General features: G+C 70.4%; 10 protein-coding genes. 3 read left to right on the plus strand and 7 right to left on the minus strand.

Annotated features, from left to right (window positions below):
* Positions 1-245 precede the first annotated feature (245 nt).
* Complete coding sequence (locus ACXIZN_RS16250; RefSeq protein ID WP_457955427.1) at positions 246-1229, plus strand: DUF5937 family protein; 984 nt, start codon at positions 246-248, stop codon at positions 1227-1229.
* 52 nt (positions 1230-1281) lie between these two features.
* On the opposite strand, the gene ACXIZN_RS16255 is transcribed toward ACXIZN_RS16250, so the two are convergent.
* Positions 1282-1644 carry a hypothetical protein gene (locus ACXIZN_RS16255; protein WP_457955428.1) on the minus strand — a complete coding sequence of 121 codons (363 nt, stop codon included), beginning with the start codon at positions 1642-1644 and terminating at the stop codon, positions 1282-1284.
* Between the two features lie 193 nt (positions 1645-1837).
* Here ACXIZN_RS16255 and ACXIZN_RS16260 point away from each other — a divergent pair, with 193 nt between their 5' ends.
* Together ACXIZN_RS16260 and ACXIZN_RS16265 are read left to right on the plus strand one after the other, a co-directional pair.
* Positions 1838-2653 carry an NAD(P)H-binding protein gene (locus ACXIZN_RS16260; protein WP_457955430.1) on the plus strand — a complete coding sequence of 272 codons (816 nt, stop codon included), beginning with the start codon at positions 1838-1840 and terminating at the stop codon, positions 2651-2653.
* Positions 2654-2679: 26 nt separating this feature from the next.
* On the plus strand, positions 2680-3948 hold the full coding sequence (locus tag ACXIZN_RS16265; protein WP_457955432.1) for a cytochrome P450: 1269 nt from the start codon (positions 2680-2682) through the stop codon (positions 3946-3948).
* 222 nt (positions 3949-4170) lie between these two features.
* Here the strand turns inward: ACXIZN_RS16265 and ACXIZN_RS16270 are convergent, their stop codons facing one another.
* The 6 genes from ACXIZN_RS16270 to ACXIZN_RS16295 all read right to left on the minus strand — a co-directional run bounded on the left by ACXIZN_RS16270 (position 4171) and on the right by ACXIZN_RS16295 (position 23365).
* Positions 4171-5001, minus strand: coding sequence for an SAM-dependent methyltransferase (locus tag ACXIZN_RS16270; protein ID WP_457955433.1), 831 nt, complete (start codon positions 4999-5001; stop codon positions 4171-4173).
* 325 nt (positions 5002-5326) lie between these two features.
* Complete coding sequence (surE, locus tag ACXIZN_RS16275) at positions 5327-6082, minus strand: 5'/3'-nucleotidase SurE (RefSeq protein WP_457955435.1); 756 nt, start codon at positions 6080-6082, stop codon at positions 5327-5329.
* A complete protein-coding gene (locus ACXIZN_RS16280; RefSeq protein WP_457955437.1) occupies positions 6067-6990 on the minus strand; it encodes a 1-phosphofructokinase family hexose kinase in 924 nt (307 codons plus the stop codon). The genes surE and ACXIZN_RS16280 overlap by 16 nt, the downstream gene beginning before the upstream one ends.
* A 97-nt stretch (positions 6991-7087) precedes the next feature.
* Entirely contained in the window at positions 7088-7285 is a 198-nt protein-coding gene (locus ACXIZN_RS16285; RefSeq protein WP_219151391.1) for an MbtH family protein, read from the minus strand.
* A 13-nt stretch (positions 7286-7298) separates the two neighbouring features.
* Positions 7299-8534, minus strand: a complete 1236-nt coding sequence (locus ACXIZN_RS16290) for an MFS transporter (RefSeq protein ID WP_457955439.1) — start codon at positions 8532-8534, stop codon at positions 7299-7301.
* A complete protein-coding gene (locus ACXIZN_RS16295; RefSeq protein WP_457955441.1) occupies positions 8531-23365 on the minus strand; it encodes an amino acid adenylation domain-containing protein in 14835 nt (4944 codons plus the stop codon). Before ACXIZN_RS16295 ends, ACXIZN_RS16290 begins: the two co-directional genes overlap by 4 nt.
* Positions 23366-23373 lie beyond the last annotated feature (8 nt).

Below are 23373 nucleotides of genomic sequence, written 5' to 3' on the forward strand. Positions count from 1 at the left end.
CCCAGCGTCCCCCACGCCCCCACCGGACCGAGAATCCCGAATCGCACCGCGCCCCCCAAGACACCCGCCGAAGATTCCTCTATAGCGCAGTCCGGCGTGGAGGCACAAACGGGTTAACGCGGGCGTGGGGCCATCGACGAGCGCGAGGTCGTGCCTGCCAGCTCCTTTCCATTCCGGTGCAATGCCGCCGCCTTACCGTTGCCGACACGATCGAGGGCTTCCCGTCCGAAAGGCGACTCACCGGAATGCCGCTGCACATCCATTTCTCGGCCGCCGACCTGGCTCGTGTCATCCTCTCCACCGAGCCGGATCCCCTATGGGAGGTGCTTTTGAGTTTGCACGTCCTGCAAAGCCCGGCGGTGGAACCGCGTCATGAACGCTGGCGCACCGGAGTCAAGTCGAGCCCCGCCATGCGAGCCCTCTTCGATCTGGCGCCGCCACGGGGCTATTCACCGGATTTCCTCACGCCACCGGAATCCGCGGCAGGTCTCGAAAGCGGGCTCGCCGCGCTGCGGCGCACGCCGCGTCATCGGCTTCGGGCCGAACTCGCGCGGCTCGCCGGGCGGGCGATGCCGACACGGTGGGCCGCCAGACTGGCCACCGGCGACCGCGCCGCCCTGGCCGACCTCACGCGCGGGCTCGCCGACTACCACCGGACAGCGGTGGAGCCGTCCTGGGCGCGGATCGAGCACCACGTACGCGAGGACGCCACCGTCCGGACTCGGGTGCTGGTGACGCGTGGAACGGACGGGCTACTGGCGACGCTGCACCCGGCGCTCACCTGGCGTGGTGACACGCTCGAACTGGACGGCGACCACATCGTCCGGGACCTGTGGCTCGGTGGACGGGGATTGCGCTTGTTGCCGTCGTTCTTCTGTCACGGACGCCCGACGGTGCTCGCCGACCCCGCCCTGCCGCCGGTACTCGTCTTCCCCGCCACCGCGCGTCCGGAGCCGGCGACCTGCCCTCCCCAAGCGCGCGCCGCGGACGCGAAGTCACTGGAGGATCTGCTGGGGCCGACCCGCGCCGGGACACTCCGTGCCGTCGGCGACGGCTGCACGACGACGGAGCTGGGCCGGCGAGCGGGCGTCACCGTCTCCGTGGCCAGCTATCACGCGTCGATCCTGCGCTCCGCCGGGCTGATCACCACCGAGCGGGCCGGACCGGCGGTACGTCATCGGCTGACCCGCTTGGGATCGGATCTTCTCGGCCACCGGCACCCGGTGTGAATGCGCGGGGCCGCCTCCGCGGTCGTGGAGACGGCCCCTGTGCTGTGCGCATTCAGTCGATGTTCACCTTGTAAATGGTGCAATCACCGAGCGATTCACTCTGCCAGGCGATGAATCGTTTGGCAGGGTAATGCGTCCCGTGGCATTCGTGCCAGAAGTATCCGGTGTTCGCACCCGACTGCCAGTGAACGGTGTTGAACGAGCGCGCGAGGCTCGACCCGGAGTTCGCGTAACACGTCCAGGAGCCGTTCTTGTTCTTGGCGGCGAAGAAATCCGCCGGGCCCGCACAGGGCCACGCGTCGGTCTGCACCCCGGCCTCGGAGGCACCCGCCGGAGCGGCCGCGATCGAAACCGCCGCGAAAAGCGCCGCGGCACCGGCGACGACCCCCGTCATCCGCCTGCTCGGAACCTTCATTTTCCATCCCTTTCCTCGGTTGCCCTTGCCAACCGAACATAACCGGACGAAGAAGGAGGAGCCAAGCCTTTCCACGACCGTTCAAAAGCGGACGGAAATCGCCTTACTCAATGGCTTTGCAAGGTATTTGCCATGTGCTCGTCGTAAAGTCCGCGAACGCCAGGGAATCATCGCCGTTCAGGAGGAGCCGCTCATGACGATTCTGGTCACCGGTGCCACGGGCACCGTCGGCCGCCACCTCGTGGCGCGCCTGGTCAAGACCGGGCACGGAGTACGAGCGTTGACCCGCGACCCGGCGAAGGCGCACTTCCCCCGGGGAGTGGAGGTCGTCCAGGGAGACCTCACCGAGCCCGGCAGTCTCGCCGGCGCTCTCGAAGGTGTCACCGGCCTGCACCTGATCACCTTCGGCGGCGATTACAGCGCGCCGCTGGAAACCGGCCCGCGACTGGTGGAACTGGCCCACCGGGCCGGAGTACGCCGGGTCAGCGTGCTCTCCGGCTTCTACCCGGGCGGGGTCGAGGCCGCACTCGACGCGAGTGAACTCCCCTGGACTCGTCTGCTACCGGTGGAATTCATGGCGAACGCGCTGGAATGGGCGGATTCGGTGCGTACGGAGGGAGTCGTGCGGGTCTTCGGCAACCTGCCCGGATCGGTGGTGCACGAGTCCGACATCGCCGACGTGGCGGTGGCGGCCCTCACCACCGACGACCATGCCGGGAAGGCCTATCCGATCACCGGGCCGGAACCGGTCACGCCCGAGCGGCGTGTCGCCCTGATCGCCGAGGCGATCGGCAGGCCCATCCGGTTCGAGCAGTTGTCCGAGGAGCAGGAACGAGCCCGTCTCACGGCGTTGGGCTGGGGGCCGGACGACGTGGAGTTCGGCATCCGGCTCGGCCTGAACCCACCCGAGACGGGCGCCGCGGTCGAGCCGACCGTGCGGGAGGTCACCGGCAGACCACCGCGTTCCTTCGCCCAGTGGGCCGCCGAGAACGCCGACCGGTTCCGGTAAGCGCCGGCGATCCGAAGGAGGAAACGATGAACGCCTTGGGCCCCGCCGCCGCGCTGCGGCTCGGTTCGCAGATCCAGGTCTCCAAAACCGTCAGCAGGCTGCTCGGCGGGCTCGGCGACCTGCTCGCACAGGTGGAGCATCCGAAATGGCGGGACGACCCGTATCCGTTGTATGAGCTGATAAGGGCGAAAGGCCCGCTGTACCGCGGTTTGAGCGGGTCGTGGGCCACGGCTTCCTTCGCGCTGTGCGATCAGGTCCTGCGGGATCGCCGGTTCGGCATGAAATACGCGGACGGCACGCCCGCGCTCACCGGCGCGCTGGGCATGGTGTCCCAGACCTACCCGGAGAGCTTTCTCGACCTGGATCCACCCGACCACACCCGGCTGCGCCGGCTCGCCGCGCCCGCGTTCAAGCCCGGGCGGGTGGACCGCTACCGGCCGGCGGTGCAGGCGGCGGTGGACTCACTCCTGGCCAAGGTCGCCGGGCAGGAGACCTTCGACCTCATCAAGGATCTGGCCGCGCCGCTCCCGATCACGGTGATCAGTGACCTGCTCGGTATCCCGGCCGCCGAGCGGTCGGTCTTCGCCGAGTACGGCACTTTGATCGGCGAAGGCCTCAGCGGGGTGCACTCGGTCCGGCAAGCCGAACGGCTGATCACCGTCGGCGAGAACCTGGTCGTGTTGTTCGACCGGCTGCTTCACGAACGGACGGCGGTGCCCGGCGACGACGTGATCAGCGATCTCGCGGCCGCCGTCGGGGACGAAAGGATGACCGCGCGGGAACTGCACGGCACCGCGTTGCTGTTGCTGATCGCCGGTTTCGAGACGACGGTCAATCTGATCGGCAACGGCGTCCGGGCCTTGCTGGGGCACCCACGGCAGTGGGAGTCGTTGTGCGCCGACCCGGGCCTCGCCTCCGCCGCGGTGGAGGAAGCGCTGCGCTACGACCCTCCGGTGCAGGCGTCGCTGCGGATCGCGCACACCGAGGTGGAGCTGGCCGGGCGAACGATCAGGCCCGGCCAGTTCGTCGCCGTGCTCCTGGCCGCGGCCAACCGTGATCCGGAGGTGTACGAAAGGCCGGACGAATTCGACATCACCCGCTCCGGCTCACCGGACCACCTGGCATTCTCCAGTGGAATACACTATTGCCTCGGCGCCAGGCTGGCGCGTATCGAAGGCGAAATCGTCTTCCGCACCCTCGCGGAGCGAATGCCGCTCCTGCGCCAGGCAGGTCCGCTTCGACGCCGGGAAGGCAATTCCATCCGAGGCATGAGCCACTTTCCCGTCACGGCCTGAATTCGTTCCTCGCGCCGGCCGGACGGTGGGTTCGCGGACCCGGCCGAAACGAGCCGTGCGGGGATGACATCGCAAGTCGACTGTCACCAACGAGGGAAAGAGCCGTTTCGTGCCCGATGCGCCACGCGGTTCGCGCTCGTCCGACAACGCGGGGCGCCCACCTCTGACCGAAGCGCCTGCGCCGAATTGATCGGCTCCGCGTGCCCGGGTCACTGGGATCTTTCAATGGGTGCGGGCCACTCCGGCCAGGCCGCGCGACCGTGCCGCATCCTTGACCGGGTTCGGGATATCCGGGCGCCATTGGGGCAGCCACACCAAGCCGGGCTCGACCAGCTCCAAGTCCCCGAAGAACTCGCCGATCTGTTCCCGCGACCGCATGACCGCGGCGTGATTGGTCCGCCGCCCGTACTCCCGCGCCACCTTCTTGCCCGCGTCCTGTGTCTCGACATCCTCGGGCGCGACGTGGATATGGGAGACCGCCAGGAAACTGCCCGGCGGAAGCATCGCGCGGTGGAAACCGAGCGCGGCGTGCGGGCCCTGGTCGTCGGGCATGAAATGCAACAGGGCGACCAGCAGCAGCCCGATCGGCTGGGTCCGGTCGATCAGGCCGGTGTCGAGCACGCGGTCCCACAGCAGGCGCCGGTCGAAAAAGTCGGCGTCCAGTGCCGCGTGCCGGTGCGGGTCCGCGGTCTCCTCGAGCAGGATCTGCGCGTGTGCCCGGGCGATCGGCTCGTTGTCGATGTAGACCACCCGGCATTCACCCGGTGCCACCTCGTCGGCGACCTCGTGCACGTTGCCCTGTGTCGGCAGACCGGAGCCGATGTCCACGAACTGCCGGATCCCCTGCGCGACCATGAAGCGGACCGCTCGGCCGAGAAACGCGCGGTTCGCGCGGGCGAAGTCCCGGATCTCCGGCAGGACCTCGAGCTGCTTCTCGGCGAAGGCCTGATCGACGGCGTAGTTGTGCGTCCCGCCGAGCAGATAGTCATACACACGCCCCACCGAGACCTTGTCCACCGATGCGGCCACCCGTTCGCCGTCATCCATACTCATTCGTGTTCCCCAGTGTCTTCCCGCAGAAGGTCCATCCAGTAGCGGCACAGTACCCGGTCCGGCGGTCGGGCTCGACGTCCGAATCGTCGCCGTGCGGACCGCGGCGACGCCGCATGCTGTCCGGCCGCCGACAAATGGGTCGGCCAGTAACCAGATGGTGTTCGCGCCCGTCAAGCCGGACAACGTGACCGTGGGATATGGCAACGGGCACGTCGTTCACCGGCTTCGAATTCACCAGGTCATAGCGTTCGACTCACCACTTGTGCCGACGCCCTCGATGAGCGCGGCACCAGGTTTGTCCTGACCACTCAAGGCATGTGCGCGATCACCAGTCCAAGGCGCTGTCTTCGCTCACCGATTTCAGCGGGGTCACCGTCGCGTGGCCCTGACCGAGCAGATGGGCGTCGCTGCCCGGCGACAGCTCGCCCTCGCCCGTCACGGCGGTGAGGGTGAACGCGCCGTCCTCGCCGTTCTGGACGTGACTGCGCACCGCACCGAATTCGGCCAGCCCGGTGCGCCTCACCGGTCCCGTCTCGGCACGATCGGGCACGTTGAGGTTCAAGACGGTGCCGGCGGGCAGGCCCGCGAGCCTGTCGAACAACGTCGCGGCGACCGAGACTGCGGTGTCCCAGTGGGGTCGCGGGCCGGGATCCAGTCCCACGTCCAGGGACACCGCGAGAGCCCTGGCACCGTTGAGCGAGGCGGTCAGCGCCGCGCCGACCGTGCCCGAATGCAGGATCGCGCGTCCGACGTTCGCCCCGTGGTTCACCCCGGACAGGACGATCTCCGGTGGATCGCCGAACGATCCCTGCGCGGCCGCCAAGGCGATCAGCCCAGGGTGCGCGGAGACGGCGAACACCGGGATATCGGGCAGGCCGGGCAATTCCCGCCGTTCGACCGCGACACGGCCTTCGCCGCCGGCGCCGGTCAGGCCCGCACTGGTTCCGCTGGCCTCCGCCGCGGGCGCGGCTACCACCACGTTCCAGCCGTGGTCCGCCGCACCGCGGGCCAGCGCCGCCAGGCCCGGCGAGTCGATACCGTCGTCGTTGGTGATCAGGGCGCGCATCAGGACGCCTCCCACGGCTTCAACCGTACTCGCCCGGTGAGTTCACGCACGGCCTCATCGCTCCCCGAGCCGAGACCGTGCCGGGTCACATTGATCGCGCCCGCCGCGGCCCCGAGCTTCACCGCGTCCTCCAGTGACCGGCCTTGCGCCAGGCCGACCGCGAGCCCCGCGGTCATCGAGTCTCCGCCGCCGCGGGTGTCGACCGGGGTCAGGTCGGGTGATTCGACCAGGACCAGCCGTCCTTCGAGGTAGGCGAGCGTCTCCTCGGCCGCGCGGGACACGACGACGGCGCGCGCGTTGCCCGACGCCAGCTCTCGGCAACCGTCCGCGAGGTCGGTCAGCGAATCCGATTTGGCCAGCCCGTCCTCGACCATCTCCTCGTGGCTGACCTTGATCACCGCGGGCTCACCCGCGAGCGCACAGGCGAGCCGCTCCCCGGACAGGTCCACCACGACCGGAGTGCCGTGGCTGCCCAGATCGCGGGCGAGCCGCTCGTACACCGAATGCGGCACGGGCACGTCGTCCTCGTCCGGCCCGCTGAGGATCGCCACGTCCGCGCGCAAAGCCTGAACCAGGGTCAGCTCATACAGATCGTCGAGTTCGTGCCGGGTCAACGCGTCGGCGGGCATCCTCACCACCTCGTCGCGACGGCCGTCACGCCGATCGTGCACGTAGGCGCCGTTGCGCGCCGCGACTTCACGAACCTCGGCGGCTATGCCGATCAGGTGCCGCAACACCCGTCCCGTCTCCCCGCCGAGCGCGCAGCACAACACCGCCTGCCCGCCGAGGGCGTCGATCATCCGCGATTGCCATACCCCCTGTCCGCCCGCGTGCACGTGGACGTCCGGCGCCCCGTCCAGTTCCTCCACCGTCACCGTCAGCTGCGGAGACGGCGCGAACACCGCCACTCGACCCTCAGTCATACCGGTCTATTTACCCATTTCGCCGGATTCCACTCGTGAGTCCGAGGAGTGCCGGGGCGGTGCCCGGCGCGGTCATCGCCCCGGGCACCGCGACCGGTCATTCGGCCGCCATGCGCTCCCTCAGGCTCCGGGGGCGCATGTCCGTCCAGACCTGGTCCACGTGGTCCATGCACTCCTGGCGGGTGCCCGTCTTGCCATCGGGACGCCAGCCCTCGGGGATCTCCTTGCCCGCGGGCCAAAGCGAGTACTGCTCTTCGTCGTTGATCAGGACCTGGAACGTGGTGTCGTCGTCCATCGGTTCTCTCTCCCTAACTTGCGGTGGTTTCCACTTCGGATGGTTCGGACGTGACGGAAAGCCCGCGCAGCGTGCGGTTGAAGGTGGTGAGCAGCGTGACGACCGCGATGGCGCCCGCGCACGCCAGTACCGCGGTGGAGCCGGGCAGGAGTTCGACCAGCCAGCCGCCCAGCGCGGGGCCGAGCGCGGCGGCCAGGCCACCGGTCACTCCCAGCACGCCGCCGAGACGGCCGCGCAACTCGTCGGGTGTGTTGAGCAACTGGTAGGTGCTGATGGCCGTGTTGGCGGCGGGCGGCAGGAAGGCGATCCCCGCGAACAGCAGGCCCATGAGATATCCGCTGTGCACGAAGATCGCGAGGGGTGTCAGGACGGTCAAGGCCCAGAACACGCCGGCGATCAACAGATACGGGCTGAACCTGCGGTACAGGACGGGCGCGGCCAGCGCACCGAGCACCCCGCCGCCGCCGAGCATCGCGGCCATGACGCCGATCTCCCCGGATGGCATGCCCCGGCCGTCGGCGAGCACGATGATCACCAGGTAGTAGGCCGAGAAGAACAGGTTGAGACCGACCACGCAGAACGTCGTGACGCGCAGCCGAGGTTGCCGCCACACCCACTTCAGTCCTTCCGCGATCTCCTTGCCCAGATGCGCGGGCGGCCGGGAAGCGGTGGTCCGGCGGACCGGGAGGCGGACGAAAAGCAGCGAAACGAAGGCGAAGAGGTGGGTCACGACGTCGAAGACGAACGGCACGAACCGGCCGAAGGAGAACAGGAACCCGCCGAGCGCGGTACCCGACAGCTGCCCGGCGCTCGTCCGCGCGGCGTTCAGCGAGACCGCCGACGGGACCTGGTCGGCCGGGACCAGCAGCGGCAGGCTCGCCTCCTCCGCCGGCTCGAACAAGGCGCGGCACACTCCCATCACCACCGCGACGACGACCAGGAGACCGACTCCGGCCGCGTCCCACCACAGCGTGAGCACGAGCGCGGCGGCCGCGATCGCCTGCGCGGCCTCGCAACCGAGCATGATCCGCTTGCGGGACCAGCGGTCCGCGAGCGCGCCGGCGGGCAGCCCGGCGGCCAGCTGGGCGATCGCCACCGCGCCGACCACGAGTCCTGATTGGACACCGGAGCCGGTGATCGCCAGCACCACCAGCGGAAAGGCGATCATGGTGGTGCTGAACCCGGCCTCGGAGACGACCTGCCCGGTCCACAGTAGACGGTAGTCGCGATTGTTCCGCAGCCCGCTCACGTCTCGTCACCACGGCAGTCGGACGCGATGGCGCGCAAGGCGTCGGCGAAGTCCGCGGCCACGGCCGCCACCGTGTCCCGCGTGTTCAGGTGTGGCTGGTAGTACCAGGAGAACTCCAGCCGGCCGTCCCGCACCCCGCCGACCACTTCGAGTACGTGCGGCGGGCGGTTCCCGGGGTCCTGTTCACGCCCGAGCGGCGCGTGCGCCCGGCGGTAGAAACCGCTCCCCTCGCTCGCGTGGTCGCCTTGGCCCAGGTAGTTGAACGCGACCTCCGGAGCCGTGTCACCGAGTTCCGGAAACCGGAAATACCGCAGGGCGCCATAGCCGAAACCGTTGCCGGGCAGGGCACGCAACTGCTTCCGGGTCGCCTTGACGAGTTGCCGCCAGCCCGCCGAGTCGTCGACCATGAGCCCGACGGGGAACAACGTCGTGAACCACCCTACGGTCCGGGACAGGTCGACGCCTTCGAGGATCTCCTCCCGGCCGTGGCCCTCCAGATCGACCGCGACGGCGGATTCGCCCGTCCAGCGGGTGAGCGCCCTGGCCAGCGCGGTCAGCAGGACGTCGTTGATCCGGGTCCGGTAGGCGCCGGGAGCCAGGTGCAGCAGGGCGTCGGTGTCCCGCTCGCCGACCTCCACGGTCACCGATTCCGGTGGCGCGGGCGGAACTCTGGTGCGGTCGCGCGGAATCGTGTGACCAGGAAGCTCCCTCGACCAATGCCCGTGTTCACCGTCCAATCCGCCGGCTTCGACGTACTCGCGCAGCCGGTGCGCCCACTCGCGGAAGGACGTCGTCTTGGTGCCGAGATCGGTCTTCTCGCCGGCTTCGATCTGCCGGTACGCGCGTTCGAGGTCTTCGAGCAGGATGCCCCACGACACCGCGTCGACGACCAGGTGGTGCGCGGCGAGCAGCAGCCGGGGATTCTCCGCGCCGTCCGGTTCCGTCAGCACCGCGCGCAGCTGCGGCGGCCGTGCCAGGTCGAAACCGGCCTGCGCGTCTTCGGCCTCGTCCGCCAAGTCGGCCGCGGGCACCTTCTTCAGCACCGGCCTCGGCTCCGGCGGTTCGTTGTACTGCGTCCACCCCGCGTCGGTCCGCTCGAAGCGCAGACGCAGCGCGTCGTGCTGGGTGATGACGGCGTCCAGCGCGAGCCGCAGCGATTCCTCCGCCACCGGTCCGGCGAGTTCGACGAGCACCGACTGGTTGAAATGCGCCGGGTTGGCCGGTTCGGAGGCGAAGAACCACCGCTGGATCGGGGTCAGCGGGACGTCACCGACGACGGCCTCGCGGTCCGCGTCGGCGGTGTCCACCGGTTTCACCACCGTCGCCAGCTCGCCGACCGTCTGGTGGGTGAACAGGTCCTTCGACCGCATCGCCAGCCCGGCCTGCCGGGCCCGGTGGACGACCTGGATGCCGAGGATCGAGTCGCCGCCGAGATCGAAGAAGTTGTCCGTGGCACCGACCCGGCCCAGGCCGAGGACTTCGGCCCACAGGTCCGCGAGCACCGCTTCCGTCTCGGTGCGTGGCTCCACATGGCCCGCGCCCCGCACCGAGGACGGGTCCGGAGCCGGGAGCGCCGCGCGGTCGACCTTGCCGTTGGCCGTGATCGGGATCGCGTCCACGGGTACGAAGACCGACGGCACCAGGTAGTCGGGCAACGTCTCGCCGAGGAAGGCCCGTGGCTCCGCCACCTCGCCGACGACGTAGGCGACAAGCCGTTTGTGGCCATCGAGCTCACGAGCGACCACCACCGCGTCCCGCACGTCGGGATGACGGCGCAACGCCGTCTCGATCTCGCCGAGTTCCACCCGGAAACCGCGGATCTTGACCTGCTCGTCCACGCGGCCCGCGAACTCCAGCGCGCCCCGGGCGGTCCAGCGGACCAGATCCCCGGTCCGGTACATCCGGCTTCCCCGGTCACCGAAGGGATTCGCCACGAACCGGTCCGCGGTCAGTCCCGGCCGGTGCAGGTAGCCGCGGGCCAGCCCGGCGCCGGAGACGAACAGCTCGCCGGTGGTCCCGATCGGCACCGGCCGCAGCGCGGTGTCCAGGACGTGGACCTCGGTGTTCGGGATCGGGGTACCGATCGGCGGTGGCCCGCCCGGGGTCAGCGGCTCGCTCCACGAAGTGACCACAGTGGACTCCGTGGGCCCGTACGCGTTGATCATCCGCCTTCCGGGCGCCCACCGGTCCACCAGCGCCGCCGGACAGGTGTCCCCGCCGACGATCACCGTGCGGAGATCGGGCAGCTCCGCCTCGGGCACGGTGGCCAGCGCGATCGGCGGGATCAGCGCGTGGGTGATCCGGCGCCGTCGCAGGACGTCGGCGAGGTGGGTGCCGAGCAGCGGCCCCTCGGGCGGGACGACGAGCGCGGCGCCGGCGGGCAGGGACAGGCACAGTTCCAGGATCGAGGCGTCGAAGCTGGGCGAGCTGAAGGCGAGCACACGATCACCCGGCCGCACCTCGCAATGCTCGATCTCGGCGGCCGAGAACGACGCGAGCCCGGCATGGGTGACGACGACCCCCTTGGGCCGCCCGGTCGAGCCGGACGTGTAGATCACGTACGCGGGCTGCGCCGGGTCGACCCGGACACCGAGGTCGGTGTCGTCGTATCCGGCCGCGTCGAGTTCGCCGTCCACCACCAGCACGGGGCCGGCGTCCCGCAGCATGAACTCGATCCGTTCGGCCGGATAGCCGGGATCCACGGGCAGGAACGCGGCGCCGGTCTTGGCGACGGCCAGTTCGGTGACCACGAGCGCGACCGATCGCGGCAGCCGGACGGCCACGATCCGCTCGGGCCCGGCGCCCCGCTCGGCGAGCGACCGAGCCAGCCGGTTCGCCCGCGCGTTCAGCTCGGCGAAGGTCAGCGAACCGGCGTCGGACACCAGCGCGGACGCGGTGGGGGTCCGGCGGGTCTGTGCTTCGACGAGTTCGGCGAGGGAGGCGGCCGGGATCTCGCGCGCGGTGTCGTTCCAGGTTCGCAATCGGTCGAGTTCGCTCCGCGGCAATGACGGCAGAGCCGCCATCGGCTGGTCCGGCTCGGCGGCGAGCGTGGTCAGGAGCGCCCGCAGCCGCGCGATCAGCCGGTCGATGGTCTCCGCGTCGAACAGTCCGGTGTTGTAGTTGATCGCCCCGTGCACCGTGTCGCCGTCCTGCTCGAACTGCACGAGGAGGTCGAAGGGGGCCGACACCGCGGGCAGCGCGACCTCCCCCGCGACGAGCGTGCCGGACCCGGGCCGGTCACCGGTGTTCTGCAGGACCACCATGGCCTGGAACAGCGGGGTCCGGCTCGGATCGCGGACCGGTTGCACGGCGTCCACCACGCGCTCGAACGGGATGTCCTGGTGGTCGAAGGCGTCGAGCACCACGGACCGCACCTGGGTCAGGAAGTCACGGAACGACCGTGCTCTGTCCACAGTGGACCGCAGGGTCAGGGTGTTGACGAAGAACCCGACGAGGCGTTGCAGTTCGGCGCGTTCCCGCCCCGCGGTGACCGTGCCGACGGCGACGTCCCGCTGGCCCGCCCACCCGGCCAGCAGGACCTGGCAGGCGGCCACCAAGGTCATGAACAGAGTGCCGTCCTGGGCGGTGGCCAGCTCCCGGAGCTTCGCGACGACGTCGGCGGGAAGCTCGAACCCCATCCATTCACCCTCCGTCGTGCGCACCGCAGGGCGGGGCCGGTCGGTGGGCAGCTCGAGGGGTTCCAGTCCGGCGAGACGCTCCCGCCAGTGGTCCAGCTGACCGGCGAGTTCGGGCCCGTCGAGGAGTTCCCGTTGCCAGGACGCGAAGTCCGCGTACTGCACGGGAAGTTCGGGCAGTTCCGGGTTCTCGCCGCGGACGAGGGCGGTGTAGACCTCGTCGAGTTCGGCGGCCAGCACACCCGCCGACCAGCCGTCGGTGACGATGTGGTGCAGCGCCAGCAGCAGGATGTGGTCTTCGGACGTCCGCCGGAAGAGCCGCGCCCGCAGGAGCGGTCCGGTGCGCAGGTCGAACGGGCGCGACGCTTCCCGGGCCAGCACGTCTTCGTCGAACTCCTCGACTTGGAGGTCGACGCCGTACGGCTCGTGCACGACCTGGACGCCGCGGCCGTCGATCGCGTCGAACGTCGTGCGCAGCGACTCGTGGCGCGCCACCAAGAGCTCCAGCGCCTGTTCGAGGGCGGTGACGTCGAGTTCCCTGCGAAGCAGCAACGCCGTGGGCGACAGGTATCCGGTGCCACCGGGCTCGAACTCGTCGAGGAACCACAATCGCTGCTGGGCGAAGGACAACGGCAAGGCACCGTCGCGGGCCACGACCGGGATCGGCCGCGTTCCGGCCCGCCGGTCCGGCAGCGCCGCGGCGAACCGGCCGAGGGTCGGTGCGGTGAACAACGCGCGCGGCGAGACGTCGGCGTCCAGTTCCGTTCGCACCCGCGACGTGATCCGCATGCTGAGGATCGAGTCGCCACCGAGTTCGAAGAAGTTGTCCGTCACACCGATCCGGTCGAGTTTCAAGACCTCCGCCCAGATGACGGCGACACGGCGTTCGGTCTCGGTCCGCGGTGCCACGTACTCGGCCGCGGCGTCGCGACCGGGCGACGGCAGCGCGCGCTTGTCGACCTTGCCGTTACGGGTCAAGGGAAGGGCGTCGAGCGCGACGAACGCCGACGGGACGAGGTGGCCGGGCAGGCGGTCCCGCAGCCAGTCCCGCAGTCCCCGGGTGTCGCCGACGACGTACGCGACGAGGCGTCCGTCGCGGGCGGCGACCGTGGTGCCGGTGACCGCCGGGTGCTGCCGCAGCACGGCCTCCACCTCCCCGGGTTCGACCCGGAACCCCCGGATCTTGACCTGGTCGTCCACGCGGCCGAGGTAGTCGAGCCGTCCGTCGGTGGTCCAGCGCACCCGGTCGCCGGTGCGGTACATCCGGGTGCCCGGCGGGCCGAACGGATCGGCGATGAAGAGGTCCGCGGTCAACCCCGGGCGGCCGAGATAACCGCGGGCGAGCTGGACACCGGCGAGGAACAACTCCCCCGGTATGCCGACCGGGACCGGCGTCCCGGTGGCGTCCAGGACGTAGGCCCTCAGGTTGGGCAGCGGGCGGCCGATCAGCGGCCGGTCTCCCTCGACCTGGGTGTGGACGGAGTCGACCGTCACTTCGGTGGGGCCGTAGTAGTTGTACGAGGTGACACCGGACGCGACCAGCTCGCGCCACAGCCGCTCGCCGGCCGCCTCACCGCCGACGAGGACCGTGCCGGGCCGGTGCTCCCCGCTCAGCAATCCGGCCTCCAGCAGCTGCTGGAGGTACGTCGGAGTCAGGTCCATCAGGTCGATCCGGTGGTCGCGGACGTAGCCGACCGCGGCGTGCGGGTCGAGGCGGGTGTCGTCGTCGAGCACGTGCAGCTCGTGCCCGTCGACCAGGGCCAGAAGCGCTTCCCAGGACGTGTCGAACGACAACGACGCGGTGAGCGCCACTTTGCGGCGCTCCTCGGTGAGGAAGACCCGGCGGTGTGCGGCGAGCAAGTTCAGCAAGCCGCGGTGGTCGATGACGACACCCTTCGGCGTCCCCGTCGAGCCGGAGGTGTAGATGACGTACGCCGCGGTGTCCGCGCTCGCCCTGGTCGCGGCCGAGGTCGCGGGACCCGGGTCCGTCCCGTCCAGCACGACGACCGGTCGCGCGTCCTGATGCAGGAACCGTTTCCGGTCCTCCGGAAGGCCGGCGTCGATCGGCAAGTAGGTCGCGCCCGCCTTGAAGATCGCGAGGATCGCGATGACGGCTTCGGCCGAACGGGGAAGCACGACGGCGACCACCGTCTCCGGACCCGCGCCCCGGGCGGCCAGGTGTCCCGCCAGCCGTGTGGCGCGGGCGTCGACCTCGGCGAAGTCCAGCACGGTGTCACGGAAGACCAGCGCGGTCTCGTGCGGCACCCGGGCGACCGTCGCCTCGAAGGCGTCCAGCACCGTGCCGGACGGCACGTCGATCAGCGGACCTCGCCCCGCCGACAGCAGTTCGCGCCGTTCGGACGGCGACAACGGCGAAAGCGCGTCAAGGCGGCACCGCGGGTCCGCGGCGAGGGCACGGACGAAACCGGCGAGCTGATCCGCGAGACGGCGAACCGTGTCCGCGTCGAACAGCCGCGGGTCGTAAGAGAGTTCGAGCCCGAGCTTGTCGTGCAGGTAAGCGGTGAGGTTCAGCGGGAAGTTCGTCGTGTCGAGCGATTCGACGTCGAGCACGCGCACGTCGGCCTGGCCGCTGTCCTCGATCGGGTAGTTCTCGAACACCACCACGCTGTCGAACAGCGCCGTACCGGCGGGAACGGCCGTGAACGCCTGCAGCTCGGACAGGGCGAGGAAGTCGTAGCGGCGCGCATCGGCCTGCGCCGCCTGGGTTTCCCGCAGCCAGTCGAGCGCGAGGTCCCCGCCGTGGACCTCCACGCGCGCCGGGACCGTGTTGATGAACATGCCGATCATCGACTCGACACCCGGCATCCCCTCCGGGCGGCCGGACACGGTCGTGCCGAACAGGACGTCGGTTTCCCCGCTGTAGCGCGCGAGCAGCAACGCCCACGCGCCCTGCACGATCGTGTTGACCGTGAGCGCGGCGGACTTCGCCGTCTGGTGCAGTTTCGCCGACTCCTCCGGGGAAAGCTCGACCAGTACCGCCTCCGCGGACTCCGCCCGGTGCGCTTCCGCCGGCCGCCGATCGAAAGGCAGCGGGGTCGGGGTGGTGAATCCGTCCAGGACGGTGCGCCAGTGCGTCTTCGCCTCGGCACGGTCCTGCGCGGCGAGCCAGGCCAGGTAGTCGCGGAACGGGCGTCGCGGGACCAGCCGCGCGGGGCGGCCTTCCACGATGGCCGCGTACTGCTCGCACACTTCACCGAAGACCTGCGCCGTACTCCAGCCGTCGAGCAGGACGTGATGCGAGGTCCACACCAGCTGCACCTCGTCCTCGGCGAGCCGGGCGATCGCCAGCCGCATCAACGGCGGCGCGGTCAGATCCATCCCCGCCGCCACGTCGCCGGCGAGCAGTTCCTCCAGTTCCCGGTCCTGCTCGTCCGGGGTGAGCGCGCGCCAGTCGCGGTGCCGCACCGGCACCACGACCTCGCGATGGACCCGCTGGACCGGCTCCTCGATGCCGTCCCAGGCGATACTGCTGCGCAGGATCGGCGTGTGGTCGACGACGCGCTGCCAGGCCTCGGCCAGCGCGTCCGGCAGGCTCACGCCCGCCAACCGAAGCCGGAACTGGTCGAAGTAGGCCGTCGATCCGGTGTCGACCAGGCTGTGGAACAGCATGCCCGTCTGCAACGGCGTGAGCGGGTAGATGTCCTCGACATCGCGGCCGTCGCCGGCGAAGCGGTCGACGTCCGCCTGCGAGAGCCGTGCCAGCGGGAAGTCCGACGGCGTGCGCCCACCGCTTTCGGCGCAGTGCGCGATGATCCCGCGCAACGCGCCGAGCATGGCCTCGGCGATCCCGCGCACGGTGGCTTCGTCGTGCACTTCGTCGGAATACTGCCAGGTGAGATGCAATTCGCCGGCTTCGACGACGCCGACGATATCGAGCAGATACGGACGGACGCTTTCCGGATCGCTGTCGTGTCCGAGGGTTTCCCCTCTGCCCCGGATCCATCCGCCTGCCGGGCTCCCCATGTCCCAGCGGCCGTGGTAATTGAAGGAAATCCGCGGTTCGGGGGCCGCCCGTAAAGCGGAACCCGGTGTTCCGTCGCCGCTCGAGTAACGCAAAGCCCCGAAGCCCGCGCCTTTAGCCGGAACCGCACGAAGTTGCTCCTTCACGGATTTGAGGACGCCTCCCCAATCTCCTTCGGGCACGGCGAGCGGCAGCGGGTACTGCGCGGTGAACCAGCCGATCGTGCGCGAAAGGTCCAGCGGACCGGCGATCTCTTCGCGACCGTGGCCTTCCATGGCGATCACGACCCGGGACCGGCCCGTCCAGTGGACCAGCGCCCGGCCCAGCGCGCTCACCAGCACGTCGTTGACCTCCGTGCGGTACGCGCCGGGTACGTCGCGGAGGAGCGCGGTGGTCTCGGCCCGGCCAAGTGACACCGAGACACCGCGCTCCGACTTCACGGTGTTGCGCCCCGGACGGTCTACCGGAATGTCCGCCCGAGCTCCGCGAAACGCAGTTTCCCAGTACTCGATTTCCTTGTCGAGTCTTCCCATTTTCACGTATTCGCGCAGCGAACGAGCCCAATACGTGAACGATGTTCGCACCGGCGCCAGGGTTTCTCCCCGGTACGCGCGTTCGAGGTCGGACAGCAGGATCCGCCACGACACCCCGTCCATGACGAGATGGTGGGCGGTGAGGAACAACTGCGGAGCCCGGTCCCGGAAGGTGAACAGCACCGCACGCCACAGCGGCCCGGCGGTCACGTCGAGCGACGTCTGCGCCCGCACCGCCTCGGTGTGCATGGCGGCGGACACATCGTCCACTTCGGACAGGTCCACCTGTCTCAGCAGGTCGTCCGCGCCGAACGGAGCAGGTTCCTGCACCCACCCCCCGGCCGGGCGGGAGAAACGCATGCGCAGCGCGTCGTGGTGCTCGCCGACCCGGTTCAGCGCGGAGATCAGTCTCGCCATGTCCACAGAGGACAGCACGACGTGCACGGACATGGTCAGCCGCCACGGCTCGTCCAGCCGCTCGAACAGCCAGGACTGGATCGGGCCGAGCGGCGCCGGTCCGGCGTCGTCCACCTCGACCTGCTCCGCCGGTGCTTCAGTACGGGCGACATGCGCGAGTTCGGCGATGGTCTGGTTGCGGAACAGATCCTTCGACGACAGCGTCAACCCCGCCTGCCGGGCCGCCGCGACGACCTGGATGCTGAGGATCGAGTCTCCCCCGAGACCGAAGAAATTGTCCCCGACGCCGACCCGGTCGACGCCGAGCACCTCCGACCACACCCCGGCCAGTACGGTCTCGACGTCGGTGCGCGGGGCCACGTACCGGTTCTCGGTCCGGGCGCCGGGCTCCGGCAGCGCCCGGGTGTCGAGCTTCCCGTTGGCGTTGAGCGGCAACCGCTCCAGCGGGACGAACACCGCGGGAACCAGATGCGCGGGCAGGGAGCGGCCGAGGAACTCCCGCAGCGCCGTCGTCCCCGGCACGGGCCCGGTCAGGTACGCGACGAGCCTCCGCGCGTCACCGGTCCCGTTGGCGACGACGGCGGCCGCCTCGACGTCGGGATGCGCGACGAGCGCCGCTTCGATCTCGCCGGGTTCGATGCGGAAACCGCGGATCTTCACCTGGTGATCGGCCCGGCCGCGATAGTCCAGCTCACCGCCGCCGGTCCACCGCAGCAGATCGCCCGTGCGGTACATCCGCGTGCCGGATCCGCCGAAGGGGTCCGCGACGAACCTCGACGCGGTGAGGCCGGGACGATCGAGATAGCCGCGAGCCAGGCCCGCCCCGGCGACGTAGAGCTCACCGGTCACCCCGGGCGGGACGGGAGCGAGATCGGCGTCGAGCACGTAGGTCCGCAGATCCGGGATCGGGGCCCCGACGGTGGCCGTCCCGTCCGGTTCCAGCGCCCGGTACGTGACGTGCACCGTGGTCTCGGTGATGCCGTACATGTTCACCAGCCGCGGCCCGTCCGGATGCCGCCGGTACCACTCCGTCAGCCGTGCCGGATCCAGCGCTTCGCCACCGAAGATCACGTATCGCAGGCTGAGCTCCGGAGCCGGCAGCGTGCTCAGCCGGTAGAACGCCGACGGGGTCTGGTTCAGGACCGTCACCCGCTGTTCGGCGAGCAGCGCCACGAAGTCCTCCGGTTCGCGGACCGCGTCCTGCGGGACGACCACGAGCCTGCCGCCGTGCAGCAGCGCGCCCCACAGTTCCCAGACCGAGAAATCGAAGGCGTAGGAGTGGAAGAGCGTCCAGACGTCGTTCTCGTCGAAGCCGAACCAGTCCGCGGTCGAGGAGAACAGGCGGGTGACGCCTGCGTGCGGGATCAGCACGCCCTTGGGCACACCGGTGGAGCCGGAGGTGTAGATGACGTAGGCGGCGTTGTCCGGCTCGACCCGCACCCGCGGAGCGTTGTCCGGGCGGCCGTCCGCCTCGACGGAGTCGACCACGGTCACCGGACGCGCGTCGGCCAGCGTCGACTCGATCCGCGCCGCCGGATACGCCGGATCGATCGGCACATACGCGGCGCCCGTCTTCAGCACGGCGAGCACCGCGACGATGAGGTCCGCCGAACGCGGCAGCCGTAGCGCCACCAGCCGCTCCGGCCCCGCCCCCTCTTCGATCAGCCGATGGGCGAGGCGGTTGGCGCGCCGGTCCAGTTCGGCATAGGTCAGCTCCGTGCTTCCGCTCGTCACCGCGACGGCGTCCGGAGTACGCGCCGCGCGCTCGGCGAACAGTTCGTGCAGTACGGGCGAAGGTTCCGCGTCCGCCTTGCCGTTCCACTCGAGCAGCACCCGGTCGCGTTCGGCCGGGCTGATCCAGGGCTGCCGTCCGAGCGGCAGTTCCGGGGCCGTCGCGATGCCGTCGAGCAGGCGGCGAAGCCAGCCGGTCAGCCGTTCGATCGTGGCGGGGTCGAACAGATCGGTGTTGTAGTTGACGAGCGCGTCGAGCAGGCCGCCGGTCTCCTGGAAGTGGATCGTGAGGTCGAAACCGGCGGTCACCACGGGCGGCGCCAGCTCTTCGACGGCCAAGCCCGCCATCGACGGCTGGGGGTCCGGGGTGTTGTGCAGTACCACCAGCACCTGGCACAGCGGGGTGCGGCTGGTGTCGCGCTCGGGCTGCAGGTCGTCCACGACCCTGTCGAAAGGCACGTCCTGATGCGCGAACGCGTCCAGGACGGTGTCCCGCACGTCGTCGAGGAAGGCGTCGAACCCGAGCTTCAAGTCCACTGTGGACCGTAGGACGAGGGTGTTGACGAAGAACCCGATCATGCCTTCGAGGTCGGTCCGCTCACGACCGGAGACGACGGTGCCGACGGCGATGTCGTCCTGCCCGGACCAGCGCGCGAACAGGAGTTTGCTCGCGGCGAGCAGCGTCATGAAGAGGGTGCCGCCCTGGTGCCGGGACAGCTCCTTGAGCCGCGCCGTGGTCCCGGCGGGCACGCTGAATTCGTGCAGGGCACCGTTCTTGGTGCGCACGGCCGGACGGGGCCGGTCGGTGGGCAGGTCGAGCGCGGGCACGCCCTCGAGGCGGTTGCGCCAGAAGCTGAGCTGGGCGTCGAAGTCCGTGCCTCGCAGCCGTTCCCGTTGCCAGACGGCGTAGTCCGCGTACTGCGCCGGCAGCGGCGGAAGAACCGGCTCCTCGTCGCGGCGGAAAGCGCTGTAGCACGTGGCCAGCTCGGCCAGCAGCACGCCGGAGGACCAGCCGTCGGTGACGATATGGTGCAGCACGACGGTGAGCACGTGGTCGCCGGGCGCGAGCCGGGTCAACGCCACCCGCAGGGACGGTCCGGTGTGCAGGTCGACGGGGCCGGTCGCGGCGGCGAGGGCGCTGTCCAAGTCGCCTTCGGTGACGGGCACGTCGACGGTGTAGGGCGGATGGATCACCTGGACGCCGCGGCCATCGACGGTCGCGAAGGTCGTCCGGAGGGACTCGTGCCGGGCCACCAGTGCGGTCAGTGCGCGGTTCAGCGCGCCCGTGTCCAGCTCACCGCGCAGCCTCAAGGCCGTCGGCGACACGTATTCGGCGCTGCCCGGTTCGAATTCGTCGAGGAACCACAACCGCTGCTGCGCGAAGGAAAGCGGCGCCTCGAACCGGCCGCCGTCCCTGGGCAGCACCGGAATCGCCGTCCGCGGTGTGGTGCGTTCGGGCAGCCGCAGGGCGAGGCGCGCCGGAGTGGGCGCGGTGAACACGAGCCGCGCGGGCACCTCGGCGCCGAGCCTGTCCCGTAGCCGCGCGAGTACGCGGATGCCGAGGAGGGAATCACCGCCGAGTTCGAAGAAGTCGTCGTCGACACCGACGCGTTCGACCCCGAGGACGTCGGACCAGATGGCGGTCACCAGCCGCTCACGGTCGTTCCGGGGAGCGACGTACGGCGTCGAGGTGGTGTGGCCGGGGTCGGGCAGGGCCCGCCGGTCCAGTTTCCCGTGCCTGGTCTGCGGCAGCCGGTCCAGGCCGACGAACGCCGACGGGACGAGATGGCCGGGAAGGACGCGGTGCAACACGGTCCGAAGCTGGGCGAGGTCGGCGTCACCGACGACGTAGGCGACCAGCTTGCCGTCCCTCGCGTCCACGGCGGCGTCCGTGATCGACGGCTGGGCGCGCAGCACCGCTTCGATCTCGCCGGGTTCGATCCGGAAACCGCGGACCTTGAGCTGCTCGTCGAGGCGGCCGAGATGTTGCAGCCGCCCGTCGGCGGTCCAGCGGGCACGGTCGCCGGTGCGGTAGAGCCGGGCGCCGGGCGGGCCGAACGGGTCGGCGGTGAAACGGTCCGCGGTCAGCCCCGGGCGGCCGAGGTAGCCGCGGGCGAGCTGGGCGCCGGCGAGGCACAGTTCGCCGGGAACCCCGGCGGGTACGAGCCGCGACCCCTCGTCCAGGACGTAGGCGGTCACGTTGCCGAGTGGCCTGCCGATCACCGGCCGGTCACCGGTCACCGGCGCGCACGTGGCGTCCACAGTGGACTCGGTGGGCCCGTAGTAGTTGTGCGCCTCCGTTCCGGAAGCGGCGAGTTCACGCCAGAGGTCACCGTCGAGGGCCTCCCCGCCGACCATGAGGAACTTCGGACGGCGCTCTCCGTCGAGCAGCCCGGCGGGCAGCAGCTGCCGCAGGTAGGACGGTGTGACGTCGAGGAAGTCGACGTGCTCGTCCCGCACGTAGCGGGTCAGCCCGTCCGGATCGAGCCGGGTCTCTTCGGTGATGACGTGCAGTTCGTGGCCGTCCGCCAGCAGGAGGGGGCCTTCCCACGACGTGTCGAACGACAGGGTCGCGGTCAGCGCGACACGCATCCGGTCGCGGCCGAAGACGGCGCGATGGTTGGCGAGGAGATTGACCAGGGCCGCGTGACCGACGACGACACCCTTCGGCGTGCCCGTCGAACCCGAGGTGTGGATGACGTAGGCCGCGTCCGACGGCTGCGGCGGAGCCGGTCGCGGCCGGTCGGTGGTGACCGCGAAGGTGTCGTCGAGGACCACGACCGGCCGGGTGTCGTCCAGCAGCGTCCGGATGCGCTCGGCCGGCAGGCCGGGGTCGATCGACTGGTGCACGGCACCGGCTTTGAGCACGGCGAACAACGCGACGATCGCGTCCGCCGAACGCGGCAGCAGCACCGCGACGACCTGATCCGGACGGGCGCCGCGAGCGGCCAGTTCCGCGGCGAGGCCGTCGGTGCGGGCGGCGAGTTCGGCGAAGGTCAGCCGGGTGTCGCCGCAGACGAGCGCGGTGTCGTCCGGCCGGGTGCTCGCCTGGTGGTCCAGAAGATCGACGATGGTCGTCGCCGGGACCTCGAGCTCGTTGCTCCCCCACGACAGCAGGCGGCGCTCTTCGTCCTTGTCGGTGAGCGGCAGGTCCGCGATGCGGCGCCCGGGTTCGGCGGCGATCCCGGCCAGCAGCCGCAGCAGGTGGCCGACCAGGTCGTCGATCGTGGTGGCGTCGAACAGTTCTGTGCTGTATTCGACGAGCCCGGCCAGCCTGCCACCGGATTCCTCGAACTCGATCGAGAGGTCGAAGTTCGCCGCGTCCCGCGGGACGTCCGCCGGTTCCACGGCCAGGCCGGGGAACTCGGGACCGTCGCCGGAAGCGGAGTGCAGCAGCACCATGACGTCGAACAGCGGGTTCCGGCCGGGGTCGCGGCCCGCCCGCACGGCGTCGACGACCGCGTCGAACGGCACGTCGTCGTGGGCGAAGGCGTCCAGAACGGTCCGGCGGGCGTGAGCCAGGTGCTCGGTGAAGGACACCGACCGGTCGACGGCCGAGCGCAGGACGACGGTGTTGACGAAGAAGCCGACGACCCGTTCGAGTTCCGGCCGTTCGCGGCCCCGCACGACCGTGCCGAGCGGGATGTCCTCCTGTCCGGTGTAACGGGCGAACAGCACTTGGCACGCGGCGACGAGCACCGTGAACAGCGTCGTCTCCGACGAGCGCGCCAGCTCCGCGAGGCGGCCGGCGACCTCCGTGGGCACGGTGAACTCCCGTGTCGCGCCGTCGGTGCTCCGGACGGGCGGCCGGGGCCGGTCGGTGGGCAGCTCCAGCGGGACGACGCCGTCGAGGTGCGACTTCCAGTAGTCGAGACCCGCTCCCCGGAGCGGCCGGTTTCGTTGCCATACGGCGAAGTCCGCGTACTGCACCGGCTGCGCGGGCAAGCGGGCGCGTTCACCGTCGCGGTAGAGCAGGCCGAGTTCCTCGGTGAGCACGCCCATCGACGCGCCGTCGGTGGCGATGTGGTGCACGCACACCAGCAGCACGTGCTCGGTGCCGGTGAGCCGCAGCAGCACGGCGCGCAGCAGTGGCCCGCGGTGGAGATCGAACGGCCGGGTGTACTCGGCGCGCAGGACGTCGTCGAGCTCGCCGGGCCTGACGTCCACGACGGGCAACGCGACCTCGTGGGGCTCCCGGACGATCTGGAAGCCCTCGCCGTCGATCTCCTCGAAGGTGGTGCGCAAGGGTTCGTGGCGAGCGACCAGCGACCGCAGCGCGGCGGCCAGCGCGGCACGGTCGAGCGGTCCGGTCAGGCGCAGGGCGAGCGCGCTGTTGTACTCCGGGTCGTCCGGCCGCAGCCTGCTGAGGAACCAGAGCCGCCGCTGGGCGGCCGAGAGCGGGATCGGCCGGGAACGGTCGGCGGCGGCCGGGATCTCCGGCGCGGGTCCGGCCGTTCCCGCCATCCGCGCGCGCAGCACCTCCCGCAGGTGGGCGGGCAGTGCCACGATGCGATCCTGTCGGGACGAGGTCATGGTGGCGT

The organism is Amycolatopsis sp. TRM77291 (genome assembly GCF_054166285.1).